Origin of the sequence: Salicibibacter cibarius (assembly GCF_016495725.1) — a bacterium.
In the GTDB taxonomy this organism is placed as follows: Bacteria; Bacillota; Bacilli; order Bacillales; family Marinococcaceae; genus Salicibibacter; species Salicibibacter cibarius.
Window position 1 is genome coordinate 3,632,078 of sequence record NZ_CP054705.1, and the last position, 26,023, is coordinate 3,658,100.

The window sequence follows — 26,023 nt, forward strand, 5'->3', positions numbered from 1 at the left end:
CAAAACAATGCAAGGCGATTGCCGATATGACCCTTTTATCTAAAACAGATTCATGGTATATGGGCGCAAATATAGAAGGAAAGCCACGAGAATTTCTCGCGTTCGCAGGGGGCGTCGGTCCCTATCGGCAAATATGTGATCAAGTCGCTTCCAAAGGCTATGAAGGGTTCACTCTCTTATCTGCTTCTCAACAAACAGAGGATAGAAAAGGAGATAAAACGATGAGTCGAAACGCAAATCTTGATCCGCAAGCACGGTTTGTTTTAGAGCAATTAGAAGCTTTAGGTGGGCCTCCTATGGAAACGCTTCCGCCTGAAGAGGCAAGAGCCGGGGCCAATTTCAGCCCCTTGGCAGGGCCTCCCGAAAAAGTCGGGCATGTTACGAACAAGACAATCACCGGACCCGGCGGAGAAATACCCGTCCGTATTTACTCCCCTGAAGGCGAAGGGCCATTCCCAGCACTCGTTTACTATCATGGCGGCGGTTGGGTCATCGGAGATTTGGAGACCGTCGACGTCCCTTGTCGCCGAATTGCAAATCAAACGAATTGTATCGTTGTTTCCGTCGATTACAGACTTGCTCCGGAGCATAAATTCCCCGCGGCAATCGAAGATGCATACGCTGCCGCAAAATGGGTGGCAAACGATGCAGATTCCATTCAAGTCGATCCGAATAGGATCGCCGTTGGCGGCGACAGCGCCGGCGGAAATCTCGCTACCGTTGTCGCCATGATGGCCAGAGACAAAAGCGGACCAGCGATTGTCCGGCAAATCTTGCTTTATCCTGTCACGAATCACACCTTTGATACAAATTCCTACGAGGAAAATGACGACGGTTATTTTTTAACAACAGCGATGATGAAGTGGTTTTGGAACCATTATCTCCGTGACGAGAAAGATGGTGAAAACCCATATGCATCACCACTTTTAGCGGATGATCTTAGCGGGCTTCCACCTGCCTTCGTCATCACAGCCGGATTCGATCCATTGCGTGATGAAGGAGAAGCATATGCCGAGCGCTTAAAAGCCGCAGGTGTCCCCGTCGAAAAGACTCGATATGATTCCATGATCCATGGATTCTGCTGGATGCCAGGGGCGATCGAACAAGGCAAAAATGCACTCGATCATGTTGCCTCCACGTTAAAGCGTACTTTCGATTTTGTTGAAACGACGTGAAGCCTTGCGGATAATCGTAAGCATGTAGTATAATAAATAGAAACGTAACATATAATGAAAATACCGCCTAGTTTGAGAATACTAGACGGTAAGCTGAATCCCTGTTTGGGCATTTGGTTTTAATGGTAAGGGTGTAGCCCTCTCATGTCTGCCAAGACTCATGAGGGGCTATTTTTTGGCAGTCAGAAAGTGAAAATCAACTTTCTGATCTGCATAAGTGCAACTAAGGCTTTCGCCATAAAAGCTTGGCGAAAAGCCAAGTTTTCTAATTTGCCAGCATTAGCCACACTAAAGTTAGCAAGGCTAACGTAAACATACCGAAAGCAATGGCTAATTGTAGTGCTTCAAATACCGACATGGCAACACCCCCTTTCATTTCAGGGATGTGCCAAAATTGCCCGCACATGAGTATTCAGCTACTCTTATTCTACATAGATATGGTGACTTTTGCCCTTCAAACACTAAGCTTCGTAAACTTCCGCTTCCCGACTTGCACGATCATGCCGTCTTCAACAGTGACTTCCTTTTTAATGTCATGCACCTTTTCTTCGTTTATTTTCACGCCGCCATTTTGGATCATTTTGCGGGCTTCACCCTTCGAGGGTTGCATGCCCAGTTCAACGAGAAGGTCAATAATTGGTATCGTTGCTTCCCCTCTCCACTCCACTGCCGGCATATCGTCGGGAAGTGCCCGTTTCTGGAAGACGGTTTGAAAATATTGCTGCGCATCTTCGGCTTCTTTTTTCCCATGATACATCGCCACGAACTTAGCCGCCAACCATTGCTTGGCGTCCCGCGGATGAACAGTGCCATCAGCAAGGTCTTTTTCCAGTTGGTCGATATTCGCAAGCGGAACATCAGTGGCGAGCTTGTAGTATTTTATCATGAGGTCATCCGGAATCGACATCGCTTTTCCGAAAATTTCATTCGGATCTTCATCAACGCCGATATAATTGTTCAGTGACTTTGACATTTTTCGTTCGCCATCCAAGCCTTCAATAAGGGGCAATGTTAACGCAACCTGTTTTTCGTGGCCGTAAGCTTCTTGAAGTTGCCGCCCCATAAGTAAATTAAACGTTTGGTCCGTGCCCCCTACTTCGATATCGGTATCCATCGCGATGGAATCATAACCTTGCATCAATGGGTAGAAAAATTCATGCACGGAGATCGGCTGATTGGACGTGTAACGGTTGTGAAAGTCTTCACGTTCGAGCATGCGCGCGACCGTCAGATTGCCGGCTAATTTAAGCACATCTTCAAACATTAATTGACTTAACCATTCCGAGTTGTAGTAAAGCGTCGCCTTGTCCATATCCAATACTTTCCCATATTGTTCTACATACGTTTGCGCGTTCTCTTTCACTTGCTCGGAAGTTAAAACTTTTCGCGTCTCGCTTCTTCCGCTCGGGTCCCCAATTTTTCCAGTGAAATCTCCGATGAGCATTTGGATTTCATGGCCAAATTCCTGGAATTGCCGCAACTTATGCAGGACGACTGTGTGCCCTACGTGGACATCAGGGGCTGACGGGTCCATACCCAATTTGATTTTCAACGGTTTACCGGTGATCACGGATTTTTTGATTTTTTCCCGGAACGCTTCCTCGGGAATAATTTCCACGATCCCTCTTTGCAGGGCTTTCACTTGCTGATCGATCTCCCGTTCCTGTTCCGGTGTTGCTTTTAACTCTTCCGACATCTTTCATTCCTCCTCTTGAAAATAAAAAAAGCCCGCCCCAAATAAAGGGACGAACTTGTCGCGATACCACCCTTGTTGAAGACCGTTGTCTTCCACCTCGGCTCTTTAACGCAGAGATTACGTTCTTCTATCCGAGAAAACTCCGGCAATGTAATTCGCCGTTTGCGTTTGCATCGGCTCGCAGCAACCGCCGATTCTCTGATCCAACGCGCAAACAACTACTTCGTTGCCTTCACCGTTTGTTTTCTTATGAATGCTTTTTTTATAGCACAAAAAGAAACAAAATGTCAAATGGATGCATGGGCAAACACGACTGACGCATAAAAAAGTCCAGATGATTTGCGATGCCGAAATATCGTTTTAACTCAACTTTCGGACATGACTAATACACGTAAACACCTGATATAAAGGGATTTAAGGCTAATTTAACCTCATGAAAGTAACGGTTTTCGCAAAAAATCCGGCAAGTTATCAAACAAGCGATCCAAAAACGGCTGAATTTGCTCGTCGGTGAGCAAGTGTTCTTCCGCCAGCATCGAGCCTAGAACATCAAGAATCATCAAGAGGGCTTCAGAAAATCGAAGATCCTCTACTTCATCACAACACATGAAAAACAACTGACCAATCGTGCGAGGATCTTCTTCCTCTCGCGAGCTCACAGCGAGTATCATATACCGGAGGAAAACGATCGATGTATGCGCCGTTAGCGCATCATAACTGCGGCATTGGAATTCCTTGGCCAATCTCAAGTGAGATTTGGTCACTTTGAAAAAACATTCAATGGTCCAACGCTTGCCATAAATGCGGACGGCATCTTCTTCGGTATGATCCAGGTTCGTCGTGAGAATGGCTAACCACTGTTTCGAACGGTTACGATCACGAACAAAAATGATGCGAGCTTGAATCTCTTGCCCATTTTCATCCGAACCTAGGCCAACAAGAATGGAAGCAAGGATTTTTGCCCGGCCTCGTTTCTTGCGCACGTTTTGGTAAAGCTGGTTCAACGTATAGGATTCCCCTTCATAGGTGTAGTGAATCTTGGGGGAGCGTTTGACCATGCAAACAACATCCAGGGGATACTGAGTAACCACGCGTTTGATGATCGAAGGATACGCAAACCAGCTATCGAAAAGGAGCGTTTTAGCGCCAAACTTCGCAGGGTTGATGTCATCCAGCAAGCTGAACAACGTTTGTGTCCCTTTCTGCAGTGCTTCTTGTCGGCGGCGATACCCCACCGTCCGTTTATCGATGGTCGGATTTACCTCCTGAAAACGGTTTTCTTCCTTTCTCGAACTGAGCAATGAAAAAGCCAAGGGTAGAAACGTCGCGCCATCCGACCAACCAAGTGTAAGCATGCGAAAACCTTTAAAATAGGCGCCTGTGCTGTTGTCTTTGACACGCGCGAGAAGTTCGACGGCTTTACTGCGATTACGGTTATAGCTCGAGTCATCGACGAACACACCATCGCGATCCGTCAACGGTTGGAGGTAGGTCTTTATGAGATGCGCGCTCACCAAAACGAGACATTTCCGCCAGTTGTACGTTGCACGTTTCATCAAGTCGTATACCGCATCCTTTTCCGGTGCATCAGGGAGACGGTCAGATTCAAGCGTCCGGTAAAGATTTTTCCCTTGCAGAACGAGGGAAAAGATAAATTGTACAAGCACGAGCGCAGTTAACCCTTTTTCTTTATGAATATTGGATTGATGCAAAAACGTACCAACTTTGGCCTGTTTGAAAAAGCGCATCACCCGAGATTGTTGTTGGTCATTTTGATAGGAATCTGGTACCATGGAAGCCACAGAAAACATCCTTTCTTTGGTTTTGGTGGTTGTACCTTTATTTTACCAAAGAACAGGGTGTTTTTTGCTTTTTTCGGATAAAAAATCTGCTACAAATCCTAATTTTATAAGGGTTTACCTGTGATTTTCAGCTCCGAAAGTTGAGGTTTTAAAAAAAGATCTTGCCATCTTTTTCGTTGTAGGAAACACTATTCATCGGTCTAGCTAGGTTTTTCGTATGGCATCCCTCCGTGGCAACGCTTTTTAAACATGCGAAAATAGCTGGGCTACCGTAGGGGAACATACGTATAGCACAGCTTCATCGATTGAGATTACCGTTCTCGATGTCTTCTCATGCTGTTCGTTTTTGAACCCAATCCTCTTCCTGTGCCCACCTGACCTGGTAAGCAGAAGACAAGATTTCTCAGATCTTCGCGACTCCCAAACGCCGATGAGCCATCGCGATCCAGAGAAACTTGGTAAACGCGCGACTCCCATCGCCTTGCACATGTGCCACCAAGGGAAGCGAAAAAGCATGCATTCATTGATCATGAGTCCGATGTGCATGAGATAGTGATAGCCCCGTATCGCTTGCCAGTTGTGAGAGAAGCAATGCTCATAGCCGTAACCTTGATGCTTTTCTTTTAGAATATTGTTTTCCTGTAACCAGCGTTTGCGAGCGACCAGATTGCAACGGGCGTAAACATTTTTTTGGTTGATGGGTTCGCTGGATAGCCAGACATTGTGCTTGGTTTTGGTCACCACCTCATCTTTGTCATCGACGACCTCCCAACGCTCATCACAAACCACAACATGGAGGGAAAGGCACCTTTCGTTCATAAAGTCCATAGCGATACTCTAGCCTTATCACAACTTATTTTAGCGCTGATTTTCAATGGTGATTTTTAGTTGTCAATAAGAATTTATATGCGCTACGAATATATACGACTTATTTATCCGATTATTTTGAAATAGAATTTATTTACTCAATCACCCTAAAATCAGAAAATTTAAATATCCGCTTTATTACAATACTCTTTTATTAATTCCTTTTTATTTTGTGCACATTTCAATTACAATAAAAATATACTCGAAAAAATTGGTCATTGAACGTTAAAGAAAGATCATTATTGAATAAGAAGCCTCTGAAATTTGGAAAGGTGACGTTTTGATGTATCTATATCATGTGTACGGTCCTTTTGATAACAAAAATCGTATTCGTGAAGCATTGAAAAATGGCTTAACTATACAAACTTATTCAAGGCATTGGGGGGGGGAGGCGGTGGATCTTTATATCCTGATTTATTAAACCAAATAAAATCGGAGGATCAGGATAGCTGGATGGACTTTGAATTGGCGTATCAAGTGTTTCTATCACCGATGACATTTAGCAATTATTTACGTTTTCCACTTTCAACAAATGACGTTTATGCCTTCAATAAGGACATTTCAACGGATTTATTTGGTTATGTGGAAGAGGAAAGTATGGGTAGCGAATACAAATACGGTATGTTTACAAACGATTTACCCTCTAAACAAGCATTGATGGAACAATATTGGCACAGCAAATTACTTTTAAGTGATTATTTAGACGAAAAACCTTATGCAAACGCTGAGTTCTTAGTTTTCAATAACATTCCTGCCCATTTGTTAGAAGGCTTTATCAATAACCAAAAAGCTGGCGAATAAGAAGTTCGCCAGCTAGTTTTACTATCAATTATTTAGCCAGGATAAAATAGTCCTCATGATCTTTTTTTGATCAACGGATCAGTCCCACCAGATGGCTGTGTTTTTTTCACGAATCAAGATGCTTTGCAGAAAACCTACCGCCTTTTGAAAGCCTTCATCAGGCGTCATAAGTGCGTCTTCGTGTTCAATGCTAATAACGCCGTCATAATTCACCGCTTGCAATGCACTTATCATCTCTTTCCATTTTTCCTCCCCATGTCCATATCCAATCGCCCGAAAATACCAAGATCGATCAAGCATGTCACTAAAAGGTTTTGTGTCTAGAACGCCATTTACACTGATGTTCTGGTAATCTAAATACGTATCTTTCGCATGTACATGATAAATCGCTTGCTTTTTTCCAAATTCCTTAATCATAGCGATAGGATCAGATTGTTGCCAAAAAAGGTGACTCGGATCAAAATTTAGCCCAATTGTTGTACCAACGGCTTCTCTAAGACGGGTCATATTTTCAGTGTTGTACACCACAAATCCCGGATGAGGCTCAATAGCAATTTTCACCCCATATTTTTGAGCTTGTTCAGCCATCTGTTGCCAATAGGGGATGACTTTTTCTGTCCATTGCCAATCCAGAAGGTCACGATATTCAGGTGGCCACGTGGATGTGACCCAGTTTGGGTAATGCGCGTGGTCCGAATCACCAGGACAACCGGCAAACGTTACGACCGTGTCCACTTCCAGCTCATTAGCCACCTTGATGGTATTTAGAAGGTCATTGTGGTGGGATTGACTAATATCTTTGTTAGGATGCAAAGGATTTCCATGGGCACTTAACGCATCAATTTGCATAGATCGCTCTTGCAACATCTCTTTCATTTTTTTCGTTTGATCAGGGTTTTCCAATAAATTTTTAGGGTTACAGTGGCCATTACCGGGATAACCCCCACAACCGATTTCTACATGATGAATCCCATGCTCTAAAATATGATCAAGTGCTTGGTCAAGGGGGCGATCAGCAAATAAAACCGTAAACACGCCTAAGTTCATATTCCATTCCTCCATTTCAATTCCTAACGCAATATTTCATAAATTCTTCCCTTTGGGCGTTTGACTGCATAAAAACCAGATATCTATGCAAACATGGATCAAAAAATCTAGTTGGATTTAATCCTATCAAGAGACTACATCGGACCATTCAGAGCGGACCCATCTTATTTAAGGGACGGGGTCAGTTTGCCGTACCTCTCTAGGAGCAGTTTTTCTTCCCTTGAGGGACGGGAACGGCTTTGCTTTTACCCCGTAAAGGTATTCAACGTTCTCGCGTACATTCCTCTCGTTTTTAATCATTGCTTTTCTCTACCTTTTCCCATGTTCTTGATAGAATGGAATTGTCTACAGCTTCTAAAACTTGCTGACAACGTAAACCATCTTCAAAATTTGGATAAACAGGTTGTTGTTGTGTGATTGCTCGTGCAAGGTCACTGGCTTGATGTGTAAATGCATGCTCATATCCGATTAAATGACCGGGAGGCCACCAAGCATTCATATATTCATGAACTTCCGGTTCGGTCACTAGAATATTTCGATATCCTTGCAAGTAATGTTCATCTTCTTTTGAAAAAAATTGCAACTCGTTCATTCTTTCAAAATTGAAGACAATCGACCCCATAGAACCATTAATTTCAATATATTCATGATTCTTACGGCCAGTAGCATAACGAGTTGCCTCAAAATTGCCGACAGCTCCATTGTCAAATCGAGCCAGAAAAAGGGTTGTATCATCGACGGTTACATTTCTTTTACCTTCACCATTTTCGGCAGGACGTTCTTTTACAAATGTTTCAGACATCCCTACCACTTCATCAAATTCACCAATAAGATAACGCGTTAGATCGACAATATGGGCATTTAAATCCCCGTGCGCCCCGGAACCGGCTATCGTTTTATCTAATCTCCAGGCAAACGGAGATTGGGGATTCGCAAGCCAATCTTGTAAATAATGAGCGCGTATATGATAAACGTCCCCGAGCCGCCCCTCGGTGATCAAACGTTTAGCTAAGGCAATGGCAGGTATGCGACGATAATTAAAACTAACCATATGTTGCACCCCGGCATCTGTAACCGCCTTCAACATTTCTTTTGCATCACGTACACTTAGTGCCATAGGTTTTTCGGTTAACACATGTTTACCAGCTTTCGCGGCTGCAATCGCGATATCCTTATGGGTGTTACTAGGCGTTCCGATATCAATAAGGTCAATGTCGTTACGTTCGACAACGGATCGCCAGTCCGTTTCATAAGATTCCCAACCGTACGTATGAGCCGCCGACTTAACGCTTTTTTCGTTTCTGCCACAAATCACTTTTAATTGAAAAGGATCTTGTGGCTCGAAATAAAAATTGGTGTTTTTATACGCTTGCGTATGCGCTTTCCCCATAAATTTGTACCCAATTAATCCAACTTTGATATAACGCAAAAAATCACCTCGTTTAGCTATTCTCGCCTTTGAAATACAACAGCAATAATAATGACTAATCCGGTTACAAAGCCTTGCAAATATGGAGAAACATTCATTAAATTCATCATGTTATTCAAAATGCCCAAGATCAGCACACCGAAAAGCGTTCCGACGACTTTCCCTCGTCCCCCGGTCATCCGTGTGCCACCGATGATGACGGCAGCGATCGCATCCAATTCATAGAGCTGCCCGGAACTAGAGGAAGAAATAGAGTTCAGTCGAGATGTTTCGATGATCGCGGCGACACTTACGAGCATCCCCGCCAATGTGTACACGGCAATTTTTATACGATCCACCCGGATCCCTGACAAAAGCGCCCCTTTTTCATTGCTGCCAATCGCATACACATAGCGCCCAAAACGCGTTTGCTGCAATAAGATAAAAACAAGTACCGCCATCAGCCCGAAAATAAAAATCGGCGATTGAATCGCACCGATACTGCTGTTGGAAATGGCGCTGAATCCGTCTATTTCCCCGGAGATACTGCCACCGTCTGACGTATACAAGGCAATCGAGCGGGCAGCAGCCATCATCCCCAATGTGGCAATAAAGGCAGCAATCTTTAATTTTGCAACCATAAATCCGTTAAGAAATCCTGTAAATGCCCCAACGGCCAAAGCAGTTAAAATCGCGATGAAAATACTTCCTGAAGCATTTAAAGCGATAACCGAAAATACACCGACTAAGGCCAAAACCGATCCCACGGATAAATCTATCCCGCCGGACAACATAATCATCGTCATTCCTAACGCAATGACACCGATAATGGAGACTTGCATTAAGATATTCATCAGATTGCTAAATTCCAAAAATCTTGGACTCAAGAAGGATGAAGCCACAAAAAGAATGAAGAATGCGATAATCACGCTGTATTCTGTCCATATCCACGAGAGGTGGCTATTCCATTTTGCCGATTTCTTAGCTGATTCGAATTCCGGCTCTGTCATGTTATCGCCTCCTTTTTGAGCCTGTGGCATAACTCATGATTTCGTCATCTGTCGCTTCTTCACCATCAAATTGTGCCGTTACCTCCCCTTGATACATGACATGAATAGTGTGACAAACTTTTCGGATCTCCGGTGCTTCCGACGATAAAATAATCACAGCCTTTCCCTGGGCAGCCAATGAAACAATATGTTGATAGATTTCACGTCTGGCCCCGACATCAATCCCTTGCGTCGGATTATTAAAGATAATAATATCTGCGTTCACTTCAAGCCATTTGGCGATAACTACCTTTTGTTGATTCCCGCCGCTTAACTTGTCGATCGTCGCTTTCGGGTTGGACACTTTTATATTTAACTTTTGTTGGTAAAAGTTAAATCTTTCTCTTTCAGCTCTTCCTTTAATAAATCCTGCTTTTTCGAAATGGGCCATCGATGAAAGGCTCATATTTTGGATGACGTTAAGATCCTTAATGATCGCATTCTCTTTTCGGTCTTTAGGAACAAGTCCTATCCCAGCTTTTAATGCTTGTTTCGGATGATTGATGGTTACACCCCGATCAAATATTTTGATCTGCCCGCTGTATTTTTTTCGGTAACCAAACAAGCTTTCAAAAAGCTCGGTGCGTCCATCACCGGCTAAACCGGTAAATCCAACAATTTGCCCTTTGCGTACGGTAAAATTTATATCCCAAAAAAAGCCTTCACGCGTTAAATTTTTGACTTCCAATGCCACCTGTCCAAATGGATACGGCTCTGTTAAGCGCTCCTCAGAGACAGATCTTCCCACCATCAGCTTCGTTATTTCGTCCAGTTGTCCATCTTTCATGGGGCTGCTTCCTACGACTTTGCCATCGCGTAATACAGTATAGGTATCACATACTTGCTCGATCTCTCTTAATTTATGGGAGATATAAATGATAGAGACGCCTGTCTGTTTAAGGTTTTGCATTAATGTAAATAGGCGGTCGACCTCGTGTTCCGCTAAAGCCGTCGTCGGTTCGTCCATAATAATCAGCCTGGATTTATGTAGGAGTGCTCTTGCAATTTCGATCATCTGTTTGTATGACGTGTCCAAATGACGGACGTAAGTCTTCGGATGAATATCAACCCCTAACTCAGCTAGAATGTCGCTTGTTTTGTCGCACATCTCTTCCACTTTTACAAACCCAAACCGATTCTTAAGTTCAGCGCCCAAAAACAGATTTTCATATACGCGCAGGTCGGAGATGACATTGAGTTCCTGATGGATAAAGCTGATCCCGTAAGATTGGGAGGTTCTCGGATTGGCCATTTCTACCGTCTGTCCGTTTAATATGATGGCCCCGTCATCCGGTTGATGAACACCGCCCAATATGTTCATTAACGTGGATTTTCCAGCGCCATTCTCCCCAAGCAAAGCATGAATTTCACCGTTTTCCACGTTGAAAGTAACATTTTTTAGCACCGGCACATGATTGAAGGACTTATTAATATGTTCCATGGACAAAAAGGAAGACATCGTCATCCACCCTTTCCATTAAAATCAAAAAGGGAACACAACATCTTTTTCGCTCTATTGTATTCCCTATGACCTTTCTAGAATGAAGCATCCTCATAATATTCATCAGCGTTTTCATCCGTTATTTCGGTAGCTTCCAGTACCACTTCTGTCTCTTCAGGCTCTTCCCCTTGCGCCAAATCCGCACCTAATCGAACCCCTTCTACACTCATGGAAGGCGGATACAAGAAAGTGGCCGTAATCAAGCTATCCTCGTCCTGAATGTGGTCAAACATCTCTGTTTCTCCCCCTGCACCTGTAATGTATTGAATATCCTCTCTTCCTGCCTCTTCAATGGCTTGCAATACACCAAATGCCATTCCATCGTCTTGGGTATAGACAGCATCGATATTATCTTGAGCCTGTAAAATATTTTGCATGACATCCAAAGAGGTTTCCGTTGAGAAATCTCCATCTTGGGAAGCAACGACTTCAATACCGTCTTCGCCTGCAATCGCTTCTTCAAAACCGGCGCCACGTTGTTCCGTTACCGAGTTGGGCGGCCCTGTAATTTCTACGACATCCCCTTCCCCATCCAATTCGTCAATGAGATATTGACCGGCATTATAACCGATGCCTTCATTGTCCCCTGTAACTACAATATCTGCAGCATCATTTTCCAACTCCCGGTCCACGACGACTAACGGAATACCCGCGTCAGCCACATTCTGTCCTGCCGGCGTTAACGCGGCTGATTCGATAGGGAGAAGGACCAATGCATCTACATCCTGGGAAATTAAATCATCGACGTCGTTCGCTTGCTCGTTGGGATCCTCAGCATTGGTCATCACATAATCAATATCTTCATTTTCTGAAATTTCATTTGCTTCTGTTTCCGCTTGATCAATTAATGATCCCATCCAACCGTGAGTGGCAGAAGGTAAAGATATTCCGATTGTAAGATCCGAATCCTCAGCATCTTCACCATTTTCACCTTCGCCGGTTGCTTCTTCATCATCTCCACATGCGGACAAAATGACGGCTGTGCCTAAGGCCATACCCCAGATCCATGTTTTCTTCATCAACGTCACCCCTTTATTTTTTTAAACATACCCTCCGGATTTGTAATCGTTTACAAATAAGGGCAGCGGTCTGTTATCAACCTTTTTATTTAATAACAGAACGCCAACCTTATGTTGACTCGCGTATCACTAACTCATGATCCAAAATAACACTTTCTACTTTTTCGCCTTTGAGCTTTTTGATCAGCATTTCAACGGCAATTGTCCCCATTTTATACATTGGCTGAGAAATGGTGGTAAGCGCAGGGTTCGTCATATTGGAAAATTCGATTTTGTCAAAGCCTACAACAGCCATATCATCCGGTACATGTAAGCCGCAGGCGCTGATTTCTTTTAACGCGCCGATGGCCAATAAATCGGATACGGCAAACAACGCCGTTGGACGATCATTTAAGTTCAAAATTTTCTTCGCCGCTTGCTGTCCATACTCAAAGCCCAGGTGTTCTGTGTGGAAAATATACTCCTCTCTGACAGGGATCCCATGCTCTTCTAAGGCTTTTTGATACCCTTTATTCCGTTGGCGTGCATACAGATATTTCTGGTTCGAATTTATGAATGCAATTTTTTTATTCCCAATCTTGATTAAATGCTTGACAGCCCGATAAGCGGCTGCTTCGTTATCAATCGTCACATAAGGAATCTCTTTTTCAATCATGTACTCACTGCATTGTATAATGGCATGGTTTTCGGCTAAGTCCAGAAGGGCTTCAACGTTTACAGCCGGATCCATGGAAATGATGCCATCGGCCATTTTTGCCTTCACCAAATCGAAATAAATATTTTCCCTTTCCGGACTTGAGTCGGTTTCGCATAACAAAATATTATAATTGTGACTGATGGCGAAGCTTTCGATCCCTTTAATGATATCGAAATAGAATGGATTGGAAATCTCGGGAATAAGGACTAAAAGCAAACGACTTTCGGATTTTCTTAGGTTTCTGCCGAGCATACTCGGTTGATAATTCAATTTTTGAATCGTTTCTTCTACCTTCAATCTTGTTTTCGCCGTAACCGTATTTTGATCATGTAGCACGCGTGAGACTGTTGCTACAGATACACCCGCCTCTTTTGCCACCCGTTGAATATTTACCATTTTATTCTATTGCTCCTCTATCGGCATTCATTTGTAATCGTTTACATTCATAATAAATGGTGGACAGTTTTCTGTCAATGCAAAAAAATCATAATTCAAACACTGTTTCATTCAAAATAGCCAAGCCGTTTCAACACAAGCCACGTTGCGCCGTAAATGCCTGCATCATTTCCAAGACGGGCAAATTCAAATGATAAAGATTCATCGGCCTCTTTTAAAACGAAGCGTTTATAATGATCAACTAATGGGTGCAGCAGTGTTTCTCCGGCAGCCGACATCCCTCCGCCAATGATAATTTTCTCCGGATTGATCAGCGTGACCGCGTTTGCAAGGGCATAAGCCAAATAATAGGCCGCTTCATTGACGATATAAGCCGCAAGAGCGTCGCCGGCTTTTGCAGCCTCATAGATGTCGATCACCTCGCTATCTTTATGTAATGACCTTGAGTCTTTGAAGTTGCGAAGATAGTCTCGCAAACTTCGCCGCAATCCTTTAGCCGCCACATATTCTTCCAGGCAGCCTTCCCGTCCACATGTGCATAAACGCCCATGAGGAACCGTGACTGTATGGCCGATCTCCCCGGCGGTTCCATTGAGTCCGGTAACGAGATCGCCGTTAACAATGATCCCACCGCCAACTCCGGTTCCCAAGGTAACGAAGAAGGATGAAGCTTCCTTTTTGCCGGCTCCTTGCCAATGTTCACCTGCCGCTGCCAAGTTCGCATCGTTATTGATAAAAACAGGCACATGAAATGCGTCAGCGAGAATCGCTTTTAGAGGATAATTTTCCCAACCGATGTTAACAGCGATGTCAACGACACCGGTTGCTTCATCGACGAAACCGGGAACACCGATGCCTATGCCAGTCAAACGACCTTCAGAAATTGAATGCTCTACAAAGCGCTCTTTGATGCTTTTGATAATGTGACCGGTTAAATGCTTGCCGTTATCTTCACTGTCAGTCGCTATTTTCCATTTATCTATCTTTTCGCCATCAGTCATAAACAAACCGAATTTAGTTGACGTCCCACCGACATCGATCCCTACAACGTATTTTGACATATTAAACGCTCCCCATTTCCCTCTTCTTCCATCAAGGTAACAGCAGTTAGCCACATATTATAGCAATTTTCCACTGAATGCAAAAACCGCCGACCGTAACAACCATTAGAAAAACTTGGCTTCCACCAGGTCCTTATAGTGGAACCCTCAGGTTTACTTATACTTTAACAAAGTTAAACATTCTTAAAATACAAAATAATAAATTTAAGGTAGGCAATGACCACTATATGAACGTATGTATAGCCTTAACAGATGCTTATGCATCCTTCTTTCCAACACAAACTAATCGCGCTGTTTCAGAGCCCTTGGCATGCAGGGGATGATTGAAACGCGAAAAGAACCTCCGAAAAAACCAACGGGTTCATGGGGCTTGGCAGTGCTTATAATGATCGATGCGGAAACATCGGCTCCAACGCATAAAAAGCCCTCCGGCATGAAAAATGAATGCTAATGCTCAGATTGGTTCTCAAGATCGGGCTTTGAGAACTCCTTGTGTTGCACGGGATTCATATGAGTCCTCAAAAATAGGGTTCGCGGACTCTAAGCGCTACTTGCGAGTCATTTGAGTCCTCAAAACTGGGGTCTGCGGACTATAAACGCTGCTTGTGTGACATTTGAATCCTCAGAACTGGGGTCTGCAGACTATAAACGCTACTTGCGAGTCATTTGAGTCCTCAGAACCGAGGTCTACAGACTATAAACATTCGTTAAAGTGCAAAAACCGATAAGGATCGCCCGCGGGCGATCCTTATCGGTCTCAAAACATATCCCTTAGTCATCATCCATCGTCGACAAATCACCGGTTGGCAGATCAAGCTCCCATGCTTTGAGTACACGGCGCATGATTTTCCCGCTTCGAGTTTTCGGCAATGTGTCTCGGATATCCATTTCCCGGGGCGCCGCGTGGGCTGCCAGTCCGTTTTTCACAAATACCCGAATATCCTCTTTCAATTCATCACTCTCTTCATATCCTTCCCGCAGGGCAACGAACGCTTTAATAATTTCCCCGCGCACGGGATCGGGCTTGCCGATCACACCTGCCTCACCCACAGCCGGATGTTCTACAAGTTTGCTTTCTATCTCAAATGGACCGACGCGCTCGCCGGAGGTGACGATTACATCATCTACACGCCCCTGGAACCAGTAATAGCCATCTTCATCTTTATAAGCTGAATCGCCGGAAACGTACCAACCCGGGAACTCAAAGTAGCCGTTATATTTTTCCTCGTTATTCCAAATGGTGCGCATCATCGACGGCCAACCCGTTTTCATGGCAAGGTTCCCCATTCGATTCGGCGGCAATTCATTTCCCTGGTCATCAAGAATCGCTGCTTCTACGCCCGGGATCGGTTTCCCCATCGACCCCGGCTTCACTGTCAATGCCGGGAAGTTTGTAATCATGATCGCGCCGGTTTCCGTCATCCACCAAGAATCATGAATACGCAGGCCATAGACTTCATGTCCCCAACGCACAACTTCAGGATTTAGCGGTTCACCGACACTTAAAATATGCCTTAAGCTCGATAAATCATAATTTTTCACGACGTCGTCGCCTGCGCTTGCCAACATTCGAAGCGCGGTTGGCGCACTGTACCAAACCGTGACATTGTATTTTTCCAACGTCCCGTACCAGGCTTCGGGACTAAACCGTCCGCCCCGGACAACATTGGTAGCACCGTTCAACCAAGGTGCAAAAATACCATAAGACGTTCCGGTTACCCATCCCGGATCAGCTGTACACCAATACACATCGTCTTCTTTCAAGTCAAGGACCCATTTGCCCGTTTGATAATGCTGGAGCATGGCTGCATGAACGTGCAACACGCCTTTCGGCATCCCCGTTGAACCGGAAGTGTAGTGCAAAATAAGGCCGTCTTCACGATCCACCCACGTAATGTCATGATTTTCCGATGCTTTTTCCAGTCGTGTTTTAAAATCAAGTGTTTTTCCTTCTTCTCTTACAGTATCTCCGTAGATAAATACCTTTTCCAGTGCAGGAAGATCCGAAACGGGCACACGCCCGACCAGATCATTCGTCGTTATAATCGCTTTTGCTTCACTGTTTTGCAGACGGTCCTTTACCGCACCTTCCATAAAAGCTTCAAACAATGGGCCGATGATCGCGCCCACCTTAATGGCTCCAAGTGCGGCAAAATATAATTCAGGCGAGCGCGGCATGAAAATAAACACACGGTCCCCTTTTTCAATCCCGGCGTCTTTAAATACATTCGCTGCCTTATCGGTCATTTTTTTCATGTCGGCAAATGTATAAGACTCATCGCGCTGATCATCGCTATAATATAAAGCGACTTGATCTTTTTTATTCTCTTTCTCTGCGTGGCGATCAATAGCTTCATACGCCATATTCACTTTCCCTGTTTCATAAAAGGAGAATGCTTTCTCGACTTCTGCCCAATCAAACTGTTTCACTGCTTCTTCGTAATTTTGTAGATTGTGATCTCCACCTTTAGGTGGAAGCGATTGCAATTCCATGGCACATCTTCCTTTCTTTCGATAATGAAAGCTACTTATCTCGGTGGTCGCATGGGAATAGCATTGCGTTTTTCCTACCGAAGGGATTTAAATAAACTCCATAGGGAAGTTTCCATTTATAGTATACTATCTGAACGAATACGAATCAACGTAAAGAATTTGTCACAAACAAAAATATAATCTTCACAAATCTTTTCCCTCTTGACGCATTTATCATGTATAATAAGTATAATGTATTCGTTAAAGGTGGTTCTAATATTTGATGGAACACATCAAAACATATTATCGTGAAGACGTACAAACCAATGGAAAAAATCTACGCTTTGAAGGTCCGATATCCAGTGAACAAATCGACCGTTATGACTACCATCCGGGGCTTATCGCGTTTCGCCAGCCGAAAGAACAAAAGAAAGCATTGATGGGCATTGCCGAGCTCCCCGAAGGACGGATTAACGTCGCCGTCGATGACGGTGTGATCGTTGGGTATGTAACGTTTGTGTACCCCGATCCCCTTGAACGTTGGTCAGAAAGTCCGTTGGATAACTTGCTTGAACTGGGAGCCATTGAAGTCGCACATGAATACCGGGGATTTAAAATTGGCAGCCGCTTGCTTGAACTATCGATGTACGACGATGCCATGGAAGACTATATCATTATTACGACTGAATATTATTGGCACTGGGATTTAAAAAATAGCAATACGACCGTCTGGGGATACAGAAAATTTATGGAAAAGATGATGAACAAAGGCGGTTTAGAGTGGATGGCCACCGATGATCCGGAAATCAGTTCTCATCCAGCCAATTGTTTATTGGTACGGATCGGAAACCGCGTTTCGATGGAAGATGTACAAACCTTCGATCAAATTCGCTTTACAGACCGATTCTTGTTTTGAAAAGAGGTGTAAGCCGATGAACGCCGAAGAAATTATGAGAACGAACGTGCATAAATTAACGATGGATGACAAAATTGAAAGCGCTGTTGAACTCATGGAAAAGGAACGCCTACGCCACATCCCGATCGTCGACGATGATGATACCCTTATCGGGATTATTTCCGATCGGGATGTTCGCGATGCCAGGTTTTCCATTTTCAGCAATAAGCGCTTGGATGCCATTTTGCAAAAACCGGTAAAAGAAATCATGAAAACCGACGTTTTCACTGTTCACCCTCTTGAATATGTGGCAGATGTAGCCTCCATGCTCAGTGAACACCAAGTTACCGGGGCCCCGGTAACTGTAAAAGATGATAAACTTGTCGGTATGATTACCGGAAGAGACTTGCTCGATACGCTCGTCCAGCTCATGGGTGCTGACCAACCAAGTTCACAAATTGAAGTAAAGGTAACTGATGCAAGCGGGCAACTTGCCGATGTGGCTGCAATCTTCAAACATCACGGCATTAATGTGACGGGTATGCTTATCTATCCCGATAAACAAACCAATGATAAAATTCTAGCATTCCGTGTTCAGGCGATGGATATTCGATCCGTCATTACATCGCTCAAAGACGAAGGATACGAAATCACCGGTCCTTCCATCCCGAATATGGGGAGTCCAAACGCTTATGACTAACAAAAACGCAGCATTTATATTCAACGAAGAGCAACTGGACTACAAATTTAACGATACCCACCCTTTTAATCCGTTGCGATTGAGGCTGACGGTTGACCTTTTACAATCGTTGGGAGCCTTAACTTCCAACGATATTATTCCACCAAGAAAAGCAACGGACGAAGAAATTGGGCTGTTCCATGAAAAGAACTATATCGAAGCTGTAAAAAGGAGTTCGATTGAAGAATTACCTGCGGGGACGGCCGCTAATTATGGCCTCGGCACAGAGGACACGCCTATCTTCAAAAATATGCACGATGCCTCCGCATTGCTCGTCGGCGGCACCATTCAGGCAGTGGACGAAGTGATGGAAGAACGATACGAACACGCCTTAAATATCGGAGGTGGCCTTCACCATGGATTCCGCGGAAAAGCATCCGGGTTTTGCATCTACAATGACAGTGCCATTGCCATCCGTTATATTCGGAAACACTATGATGTCCGTGTCCTTTATATCGACACCGATGCCCATCATGGCGATGGCGTCCAATGGGCATTCTACGACGATCCGAACGTCATGACCCTTTCCATTCATGAGACGGGCCGGTATTTGTTCCCGGGCACCGGGGCAATCACTGAAAAAGGTGCCGGACAAGGCTACGGCTATTCGTTAAACCTTCCACTTGACGCGTTCACGGAAGATGAATCGTTCTTAAATTGTTATGAAACCGCTGTAAAGGAAGCTTGCGCCTTTTTCCGACCGGATGTTATTGTGACCCAGAATGGGGCAGACGCCCATTTCCTTGATCCGCTTACACATTTGACGACAACACTTCGCACGTTTAAACAAGTGCCGAAAATCGCCCATGACATGGCGCATCAATATTGCAACGGCAAATGGATCGCCGTTGGCGGCGGTGGTTATGATATGTGGCGTGTCGTTCCCCTTGCCTGGTCCAAAGTTTGGCTGGAGATGAGCGGCCAGGCATCGCTTGCTCAAGGAAAACTCCCGGAAAAATGGCGAAACCACTGGATTGATAAGGCGACCGATCCCCTTCCACAATACTGGGAAGAACCGGAGCACGAGATTCCGAAAATCCCGCGACGCCCTGAAATCAACCAAAAGAATGCACAAACCCTCGAAAAATCACTCTATTATATCCGGCGAGAAATGAAAGAAACGGTGAACCGCACCACCTAAATCACAGATTTTGGTGGTGCTTCCCTTTTCATAGACGATGGCTTTGTTCTATGTGAACCGAGTCTTACATCATCTCCCAGGGCTTTGTTTTATACTGCTCGGACAGGACCTTGCCCTACAGTCGAAATATTTTCTTTATACAGTTGGACACAAACCCAGAAGATCCAGTCCAACTTTTTCAATATTGATGGCCGCATTATGGTCGCGGTCTAAAATGGTCCTGCATAACTTGCATACATGCGTGCGAACGGACAGGGCCTTTTTCACACGCTTCCCACAACTGGAGCAATCTTGACTCGTATAATGAGGTTTAATTTTGACGAGTGACCTACCATTGTTTTTACACTTGGCAGGTAATAAAGTGCAAACCAACTTTATTACCTGCATAAGTGCAACTAAGCCTTTTCGCCATAAAAGCTTGGCGAAAAGCCAAGTTTTCTAATATTCAAGCTTTTGACAAAAAGCCCCCCAACCAGCGTCATGAATCGATTTTGCCAAATGGCGGTTTTTCACCATATTTCGAATCTTTAAGTCTTCCACAAAAACGACTTTATACATTTTCGAAAGGTGATAACTTGGAGAAAATCACGCCGTTGGTTCGCAACTTTTATGTGCAGTTGCTGCACGTTTTGAAGCTGTTTCTTCCAGTTATTTGGGCCTTGTTTCATGCGGGAAAATTTCTTTTGTGCCCATTTTAATTTCTTTTCTGCTTTCAAAAGGAATCTCGGATTTTCGACGTTGGTTCCATCCGGATAGCACAGCAAATGTTTGAATCCCAACATCAACGCACCGTTTCGTTTACGTGTCTTTCGACGCCTGAAGATCGCAAACCAACGATGACCTTGGCGTTTGATCGTGACTTGTTTCACTTTTCCTTCTAATGGACGATGAAAATTGACATACAGGACTCCGAGTTTTGAAATGAGCAGATGATTGTTCTCGTCTAACGAAGCGGCATAACGCACATCCCGTACGTTGACGTCATCGGTTTTCTTGTTTTTTACCTTTCGTTTTTCAACCCCAAATTGTGTAAATGTCATTGACGTATAATCCTTATGCTTCTTGATTTTTGGATAACGGGCGCGCCCTTCGAAAAAGTTCTTATATGTTTCTTCCAGGCGAAAGAATACCTCCTGCAAAGGTTGCGAAGGCATTGTTTTAAGAAGGACGCATGATTGTTTATCCTTTGTTTGCTGTTTTTGCAATTCATGTCGGGATAATCCGGTCTTATTCTTTTGGTAAAAACGCTGTTTATCCAAACGAGCGGAATTGTACTGTTGACGACAAATAGACAGCCAACGATCCATCGTTTGCCTCTGTTTTTCGGTTGGAAACATTTCGTATTTATAATTCATGCGTACCAACATTTGTTGTCACCTCCCGAACATTTGATTTACTTCTATTGAACCAAACATATGTTTTTTATCAAGCCTTTTTTCCTATTTTCCTAATAAAAAAAGCCGATTCATCCCCCATTAAATCAAAGATTTTGAAGGGGGGGATGAATCGGCAAAACGGTTGAAATAAAGGCAGTCCCATCGCGTTGGGCTGCCTTTATTTCAATTTTCCTCTTCAAAATCAGGGTCCGTAACAAAAATAACGACCCGACGGTTTTCTTGCATATTTCCGGATGAATCGTTCGCTTCAACAGGTTGTGTATCCCCGAAGCCTGTGGCCACAAAGCGGGAGCTATCAAGATCACCCTCTTCAATAAAATAGCGAATCACGCTGGTTGCCCGCGCGCTGGATAATTCCCAATTTGAAGGGTATCGATAGGTCTCAATCGGTCTATTATCCGTATGACCCTCCACCTCTACAGAATACGGCAGTTCCTCCAAAAGCGTGATCGTTTCATCCAGAAAGGGTTCAGCTTCTTCCAAAATATACGCTTCTCCGGTATCAAACAACAGCCGATCTTGCAAGACAAGCTTCACCCCCCGCTCTTCGCGGGTAGCTGTAATCACATCTTCAAGTTCATTATCTTCTATGTAGCTACGCGCCTCTTCCAAGAGGGATTCCAGTTCATCTTCTTCCGTCTCCCCTTGACCATCGCCATGCATTTGATCATCATCCGAACCGGTTGCTTCCGGTTCTTCGGCTACGATGGATGAAGCCTCGTCAAAAATATCCTGCCCCTGAAAGGCATCCACCAGATCTTGAAACCGTTGCGCGTCCACGACAGAAATGGAAAACAACATAATAAAAAATACCAGCATGATGAGTACCATGTCCGAGAAAGTCGTGAGCCACTGCTTTTGATTCGCCTGTTTCTTTTCAGGCCTTCTAAACTTCATGAGCAAGTACTCCAGATTCTCGTACGTCGTACTCCGGCTTTCTTTCTTCCCGTATGAATGCCCGCAACTTCTCCTCTAAAATGTGCGGGTTCTGACCGGATTGTATACCTATGATCCCTTCGATCATAATTTGGTTGACGAAGACTTCGGTTTCTGTTTTATTCTCCAGTTTGCTCGCTATTGGGTTGAAAAATAAATTTGTTAAAACCGCACCATAGAGCGTGGTTAGCATCGCAAGAGCCATAGCCGGCCCGAGGGTGGTAGGGTCTTCCAAATCATTGAGCATAATGACAAGGGCCACGATCGTACCGACCATTCCCCAAGCCGGCGCGAATTCACCCGCCCGTTCAAAGATGCGCCGCCCACGTCTATGGCGCTCTTCCATTGAAACGACCTCTGCCATCAATATATCCTGAATCATTTCCGGCTCGATTCCGTCTACAGCCAAGCGAACGCCTTTTCTAATAAAAGGGTCTTCCACATCGCCATCCAGTTGCGACTCCAACGCTAATAAGCCTTCTTTCCTGGCTTTTTTCGCCAGCATCACGAAGGTTTCGTTCAACTCCTGCAAATCGTATTCCCGGTGTCGAAATGCTTCTTTTAAGATCATTGGAAACTTCTTTAAATCCCGGGCAGAAAAGTTCACTAACAATGCAGCAGAAACACCGCCAAACACAATAAATACAGAAGCAAGCTGCATAAATAACGAAACGGCGTCTATGCCTGCATTAAAATATATCGCCAATCCAACAACGACTAGCCCCAATATTAAACCTATCGGTGTGAACAGATCTAATTTTTTCAACACCAGCGCCTCCTGTATTCGATTTTATATAAGGGCACCCGCGTTATTCTTTGACAATCTCTTGATGGGTTGTCGTATTCCGATATTCAATTTGATGAGGAAGAACAACATTTTGTTCTTCAATCATTTCATTGTCCATGAATTTCGTTAATAACCGCATGGAAACAGCGCCGATATCATACATCGGTTGCACAACCGTCGTGAGTGTAGGGCGAACCATTGTTGCCAGTCTTGTGTTATCAAATCCGACCACTTCAACATCATCCGGAATCCGCAGGCCACGGTCTTGCAATCCGTGAATCACGCCTAGCGCCATTTCATCCGTTGCCGAAAAAATCGCTGTAGGCTTGTTCTCAAGCGTTACAAAGTCCTGTACGGATTCTATCGCCGAATCATACGTATAGTCGCATACCGAAATTAATGATTCGTCAAACGGGACATTATTTTCAGCGAGCGCTTGCTTGTAGCCTTTAAATTTTTGATAACCGTTGACAGGATCCTCCAACGTCCCCGTAACCATGCCAATACGTGCGTGCCCTTTTTTTGCCAAATAATCTACCGCGTCGAATGCAGCTTGCGCGTAATCAATATTCACCGATGGAAACTCCGCATCTTCATGGTACGTCGCTGCCAACACAATCGGGATCGAAGAACTTCTCATATGCTCGACATGTTCTTCTGTAATTTCCCCGCCCATGAACAAAATTCCGTCCACCTGTTTCTCCATTAATGTGTTGAGCAAATGAATTTCCTTATTTTTATTTTTATCGGAGTTACATAAAATGATATTATACTTGTACATCGTCGCGATATCTTCGATGCCGCGCGCAAGTTCAGAGAAGAATATACTTGAAATATCGGGAATAATCACGCCGACGGTCGTCGTTTTTTTGCTGGCCAACCCACGGGCAACCGCATTCGGCCGGTAATCCAACTTCTCAATCGCGTTCAAAACCTTTTTTCTCGTCGCGGGTTTCACATTGGGATTTCCATTAACAACTCTGGAAACTGTAGCCATTGAAACCTTTGCTTCATCAGCAACGTCATATATCGTAGCACTCATTGGAATAATCCTCCTTGTATATCCTTTCATTGTTTTCAATGGATATAATCATCATACGATAACTAAAGGAGGTCCGCAATTCTTCCCTGTCATTCATATCGACAGTTTAGATACAATGTTTAATATTTCTTGGTAAACATCGATACGAACCTATCGTTTTTATTATTTCCGTTCGTCCCGCCTCACAAACCTGCAATACGTTGTAGAAATTGACATTTCTTTTGTTTCCATATATAAATGGGGGAGAGAATCGAGGTGATCACCGATGGACCAATTCACTTTGCTAACATTTTTCAATCCTATTATTACCCTCATTTTAGGGTTTATCATCAGCAATATTTTCGGCCGAAAGAAAGTTCAATGGATCATCGGAATAGCTGTTACCGTCTTGTTTTTCTTTTTGATTGTGATGATTAATGACTTGAACTTATCCGATGGGCAGACTTGGGTTTACTTCTCTCTGTATGTCATAACAATGTTGATCGGGATGGTCGTGGCCATCACTACTCGAAAATACCGTTACAATTCGAATGCTTGAATGAGAAAACTTGGCTTTTCGCCTTCGTTGCACTTATGCAGGTAAGAAAGGTGATTTATACTTTTGTATGAAAACCGCTTTGGTTCAAAGGCAATAGGAGACCTGGCTCTATCTGAAGATAACATTTGAGAACCATTTTGAGGTATTCGACGATTTTTCTCGTTTATTCCTCAGATTGAATAATTTTTGAAGCAAGCCGCCGCGTACTTCAAATAGTGTCGCATTTCATTTTTGGGGGTCGCTGTAACCATCAGCAGCCCCCATTTAAACATTTTTTCATTTTGGGGGCCAGAGGGCGAAGATCACCCCCATTTTTGGGCAGACGTCCATTTCCATCGTAGATGGTGGCTACGGACAGCGTAGCCACATTGTTTCTTGCCTGCCAAAGAAAACCGGCATTTCCCGTGTTTAAAACTGGATGCCGGTTTTCCAATTCGTATTATATTTTTGCCGTTTCTCCCACCCCGTCTTTGAGCAATTGTGCATCACGCAACGAATCGATGAAGTGGTTGAATTGTTCAATGTCCATTTGTTGGGCAGAATCCGAAAGGGCTACGGCCGGGTCCGGATGAACCTCAGCCATCACAGCATCCGCGCCAATGGCGAGCGCTGCTTTAGCCGCGGGCAATAATAAATCCCTTCTCCCTGTTGAATGCGTAACATCCGCAAGCACAGGCAAATGTGTTTCCTGTTTTAAAATAGGGATGGCTGAAATATCAAGGGTATTGCGCGTGGCCGTTTCATAGGTGCGGATGCCCCGTTCACAAAGCATGAGATTCGTATTCCCTCTTGACATGACATACTCTGCCGCCTGCATGAATTCCGAAATGGTTGCCGACAATCCCCGCTTCAAAAGCACGGGTTTATTTGTGGAGCCCACTTCTTTCAGCAGCTCAAAATTTTGCATGTTGCGCGCGCCAATTTGGATCACATCAAGGTAATCAACCGCCGTCTCTACATCTCCGGGGGTTACGATTTCGCTGATCACAGCCATGTCAAAGCGCTCGCCGGCTTTTTTCAAAATCTTTAAGCCTTCGACACCCAACCCTTGGAAATCATACGGGGATGACCGAGGCTTATAAGCACCGCCGCGCAACAAGTTTACGCCGCGTTCTTTTAATGCCTCCGCTACCGTGAAAACCTGTTCTTCACTTTCCACCGAGCACGGGCCCGCGATCAGGCGTTGCATGCCATCGCCCATTTGTTCGTTTTTAACCGACACGACCGTATTATCCGGGTGCCTTTTACGAGAGACGAGCAACGCTTTTTGCTCATCTTCGCCCATGAGTTCCAAACTTGCTTTGAATATTTGTTTAAAAAGATGCTGCAACGTGCTTGTTTTGAACGGTCCCTCATTTTCTTCCGCGATTAAATCGAGCATTTTACGTTCCCGAACAGGGTCAAAACGCTTCGTCCCCGACTTGCTCTTTACCCCGCCGATCTTTTGTACAATTTCTGCGCGTTCGTTAATAAGCTTTAATATTTCCATGTTTTTATCATCCAAAGAAGCGCGCAGCTGCTCCAGCTCCTCGTTACTCACGAAACATCCACTCCTCT

23 protein-coding genes and 1 other annotated feature are annotated in these 26,023 nt (G+C 44.3%); of the genes, 6 read left to right on the top strand and 17 right to left on the bottom strand.

Annotation, left to right across the window (positions count from 1 at the left end):
- Positions 1–221: 221 nt before the first annotated feature.
- Positions 222–1,175: an alpha/beta hydrolase gene (locus tag HUG15_RS23725; RefSeq protein ID WP_425504061.1), complete on the top strand. Its 954-nt coding sequence runs from the start codon at positions 222–224 to the stop codon at positions 1,173–1,175.
- Positions 1,176–1,440: 265 nt separating this feature from the next.
- Here the strand turns inward: HUG15_RS23725 and HUG15_RS18315 are convergent, their stop codons facing one another.
- The 3 genes from HUG15_RS18315 to HUG15_RS18325 form a co-directional block, all read right to left on the bottom strand.
- The gene (locus HUG15_RS18315) at positions 1,441–1,533 is read right to left on the bottom strand and encodes a putative holin-like toxin (protein ID WP_200124540.1); all 93 of its coding nucleotides are present in this window, start codon (positions 1,531–1,533) and stop codon (positions 1,441–1,443) included.
- A 96-nt stretch (positions 1,534–1,629) separates the two neighbouring features.
- A complete protein-coding gene (gene tyrS / locus HUG15_RS18320) occupies positions 1,630–2,871 on the bottom strand; it encodes a tyrosine--tRNA ligase (protein WP_200124542.1) in 1,242 nt (413 codons plus the stop codon).
- 42 nt (positions 2,872–2,913) lie between these two features.
- Positions 2,914–3,116: a binding site (T-box leader), on the bottom strand.
- Positions 3,117–3,302: 186 nt separating this feature from the next.
- Positions 3,303–4,664, bottom strand: coding sequence for an IS4 family transposase (locus HUG15_RS18325; protein ID WP_246516684.1), 1,362 nt, complete (start codon positions 4,662–4,664; stop codon positions 3,303–3,305).
- A gap of 1,329 nt (positions 4,665–5,993) precedes the next feature.
- Between HUG15_RS18325 and HUG15_RS18330 the strand changes: the two genes are divergently transcribed.
- On the top strand, positions 5,994–6,341 hold the full coding sequence (locus tag HUG15_RS18330; protein WP_211202263.1) for a hypothetical protein: 348 nt from the start codon (positions 5,994–5,996) through the stop codon (positions 6,339–6,341).
- 78 nt (positions 6,342–6,419) lie between these two features.
- Here HUG15_RS18330 and HUG15_RS18335 read toward each other — a convergent pair whose 3' ends face one another.
- The 8 genes from HUG15_RS18335 to acsA all read right to left on the bottom strand — a co-directional run bounded on the left by HUG15_RS18335 (position 6,420) and on the right by acsA (position 17,012).
- Complete coding sequence (locus tag HUG15_RS18335; protein ID WP_200124548.1) at positions 6,420–7,388, bottom strand: sugar phosphate isomerase/epimerase family protein; 969 nt, start codon at positions 7,386–7,388, stop codon at positions 6,420–6,422.
- A 292-nt stretch (positions 7,389–7,680) separates the two neighbouring features.
- Positions 7,681–8,817 carry a Gfo/Idh/MocA family protein gene (locus HUG15_RS18340; protein WP_200124550.1) on the bottom strand — a complete coding sequence of 379 codons (1,137 nt, stop codon included), beginning with the start codon at positions 8,815–8,817 and terminating at the stop codon, positions 7,681–7,683.
- A gap of 17 nt (positions 8,818–8,834) precedes the next feature.
- Positions 8,835–9,806 (bottom strand): ABC transporter permease, encoded by a 972-nt coding sequence (locus HUG15_RS18345; RefSeq protein WP_200124552.1) that lies wholly within the window; start codon positions 9,804–9,806, stop codon positions 8,835–8,837.
- Between the two features lies 1 nt (position 9,807).
- The gene (locus HUG15_RS18350; RefSeq protein ID WP_246516398.1) at positions 9,808–11,304 is read right to left on the bottom strand and encodes a sugar ABC transporter ATP-binding protein; all 1,497 of its coding nucleotides are present in this window, start codon (positions 11,302–11,304) and stop codon (positions 9,808–9,810) included.
- A gap of 77 nt (positions 11,305–11,381) precedes the next feature.
- On the bottom strand, positions 11,382–12,365 hold the full coding sequence (locus HUG15_RS18355; protein WP_200124556.1) for a substrate-binding domain-containing protein: 984 nt from the start codon (positions 12,363–12,365) through the stop codon (positions 11,382–11,384).
- A 109-nt stretch (positions 12,366–12,474) separates the two neighbouring features.
- Positions 12,475–13,458 (bottom strand): LacI family DNA-binding transcriptional regulator, encoded by a 984-nt coding sequence (locus tag HUG15_RS18360; protein ID WP_200124558.1) that lies wholly within the window; start codon positions 13,456–13,458, stop codon positions 12,475–12,477.
- A gap of 107 nt (positions 13,459–13,565) precedes the next feature.
- Positions 13,566–14,519, bottom strand: coding sequence for an ROK family glucokinase (locus HUG15_RS18365; RefSeq protein WP_200124560.1), 954 nt, complete (start codon positions 14,517–14,519; stop codon positions 13,566–13,568).
- Between the two features lie 771 nt (positions 14,520–15,290).
- Positions 15,291–17,012 (bottom strand): acetate--CoA ligase, encoded by a 1,722-nt coding sequence (acsA, locus tag HUG15_RS18370; RefSeq protein WP_200124562.1) that lies wholly within the window; start codon positions 17,010–17,012, stop codon positions 15,291–15,293.
- 262 nt (positions 17,013–17,274) lie between these two features.
- Here acsA and HUG15_RS18375 point away from each other — a divergent pair, with 262 nt between their 5' ends.
- Genes HUG15_RS18375 through HUG15_RS18385 form a run of 3 tightly spaced genes read left to right on the top strand, consistent with a single transcriptional unit; the run spans position 17,275 to position 19,766 of the window.
- The gene (locus HUG15_RS18375; RefSeq protein WP_200124563.1) at positions 17,275–17,907 is read left to right on the top strand and encodes a GNAT family N-acetyltransferase; all 633 of its coding nucleotides are present in this window, start codon (positions 17,275–17,277) and stop codon (positions 17,905–17,907) included.
- 16 nt (positions 17,908–17,923) lie between these two features.
- On the top strand, positions 17,924–18,586 hold the full coding sequence (locus tag HUG15_RS18380) for a CBS and ACT domain-containing protein (protein WP_200124564.1): 663 nt from the start codon (positions 17,924–17,926) through the stop codon (positions 18,584–18,586).
- A complete protein-coding gene (locus HUG15_RS18385) occupies positions 18,579–19,766 on the top strand; it encodes an acetoin utilization protein AcuC (RefSeq protein WP_200124565.1) in 1,188 nt (395 codons plus the stop codon). Before HUG15_RS18380 ends, HUG15_RS18385 begins: the two co-directional genes overlap by 8 nt.
- 135 nt (positions 19,767–19,901) lie before the next feature.
- Here HUG15_RS18385 and HUG15_RS23730 read toward each other — a convergent pair whose 3' ends face one another.
- From HUG15_RS23730 to ccpA, 5 genes are all read right to left on the bottom strand, one after another.
- Positions 19,902–20,153, bottom strand: coding sequence for a zinc ribbon domain-containing protein (locus tag HUG15_RS23730; RefSeq protein WP_246516399.1), 252 nt, complete (start codon positions 20,151–20,153; stop codon positions 19,902–19,904).
- 140 nt (positions 20,154–20,293) lie between these two features.
- Entirely contained in the window at positions 20,294–21,133 is an 840-nt protein-coding gene (locus tag HUG15_RS18390) for an RNA-guided endonuclease InsQ/TnpB family protein (RefSeq protein WP_246516400.1), read from the bottom strand.
- A gap of 192 nt (positions 21,134–21,325) precedes the next feature.
- Positions 21,326–22,060: a flagellar motor protein MotS gene (gene motS / locus HUG15_RS18395; RefSeq protein ID WP_200124566.1), complete on the bottom strand. Its 735-nt coding sequence runs from the start codon at positions 22,058–22,060 to the stop codon at positions 21,326–21,328.
- Positions 22,050–22,868, bottom strand: a complete 819-nt coding sequence (locus tag HUG15_RS18400; RefSeq protein ID WP_343073128.1) for a MotA/TolQ/ExbB proton channel family protein — start codon at positions 22,866–22,868, stop codon at positions 22,050–22,052. Before HUG15_RS18400 ends, motS begins: the two co-directional genes overlap by 11 nt.
- A 40-nt stretch (positions 22,869–22,908) precedes the next feature.
- Complete coding sequence (gene ccpA / locus HUG15_RS18405) at positions 22,909–23,928, bottom strand: catabolite control protein A (protein ID WP_200124568.1); 1,020 nt, start codon at positions 23,926–23,928, stop codon at positions 22,909–22,911.
- 265 nt (positions 23,929–24,193) lie between these two features.
- On the opposite strand from ccpA, the gene HUG15_RS18410 reads away from it, so the two are divergent.
- On the top strand, positions 24,194–24,466 hold the full coding sequence (locus HUG15_RS18410) for a hypothetical protein (RefSeq protein WP_200124570.1): 273 nt from the start codon (positions 24,194–24,196) through the stop codon (positions 24,464–24,466).
- 439 nt (positions 24,467–24,905) lie between these two features.
- Here HUG15_RS18410 and HUG15_RS18415 read toward each other — a convergent pair whose 3' ends face one another.
- Positions 24,906–26,006, bottom strand: a complete 1,101-nt coding sequence (locus HUG15_RS18415; RefSeq protein ID WP_200124577.1) for a bifunctional 3-deoxy-7-phosphoheptulonate synthase/chorismate mutase — start codon at positions 26,004–26,006, stop codon at positions 24,906–24,908.
- Positions 26,007–26,023: the final 17 nt, after the last annotated feature.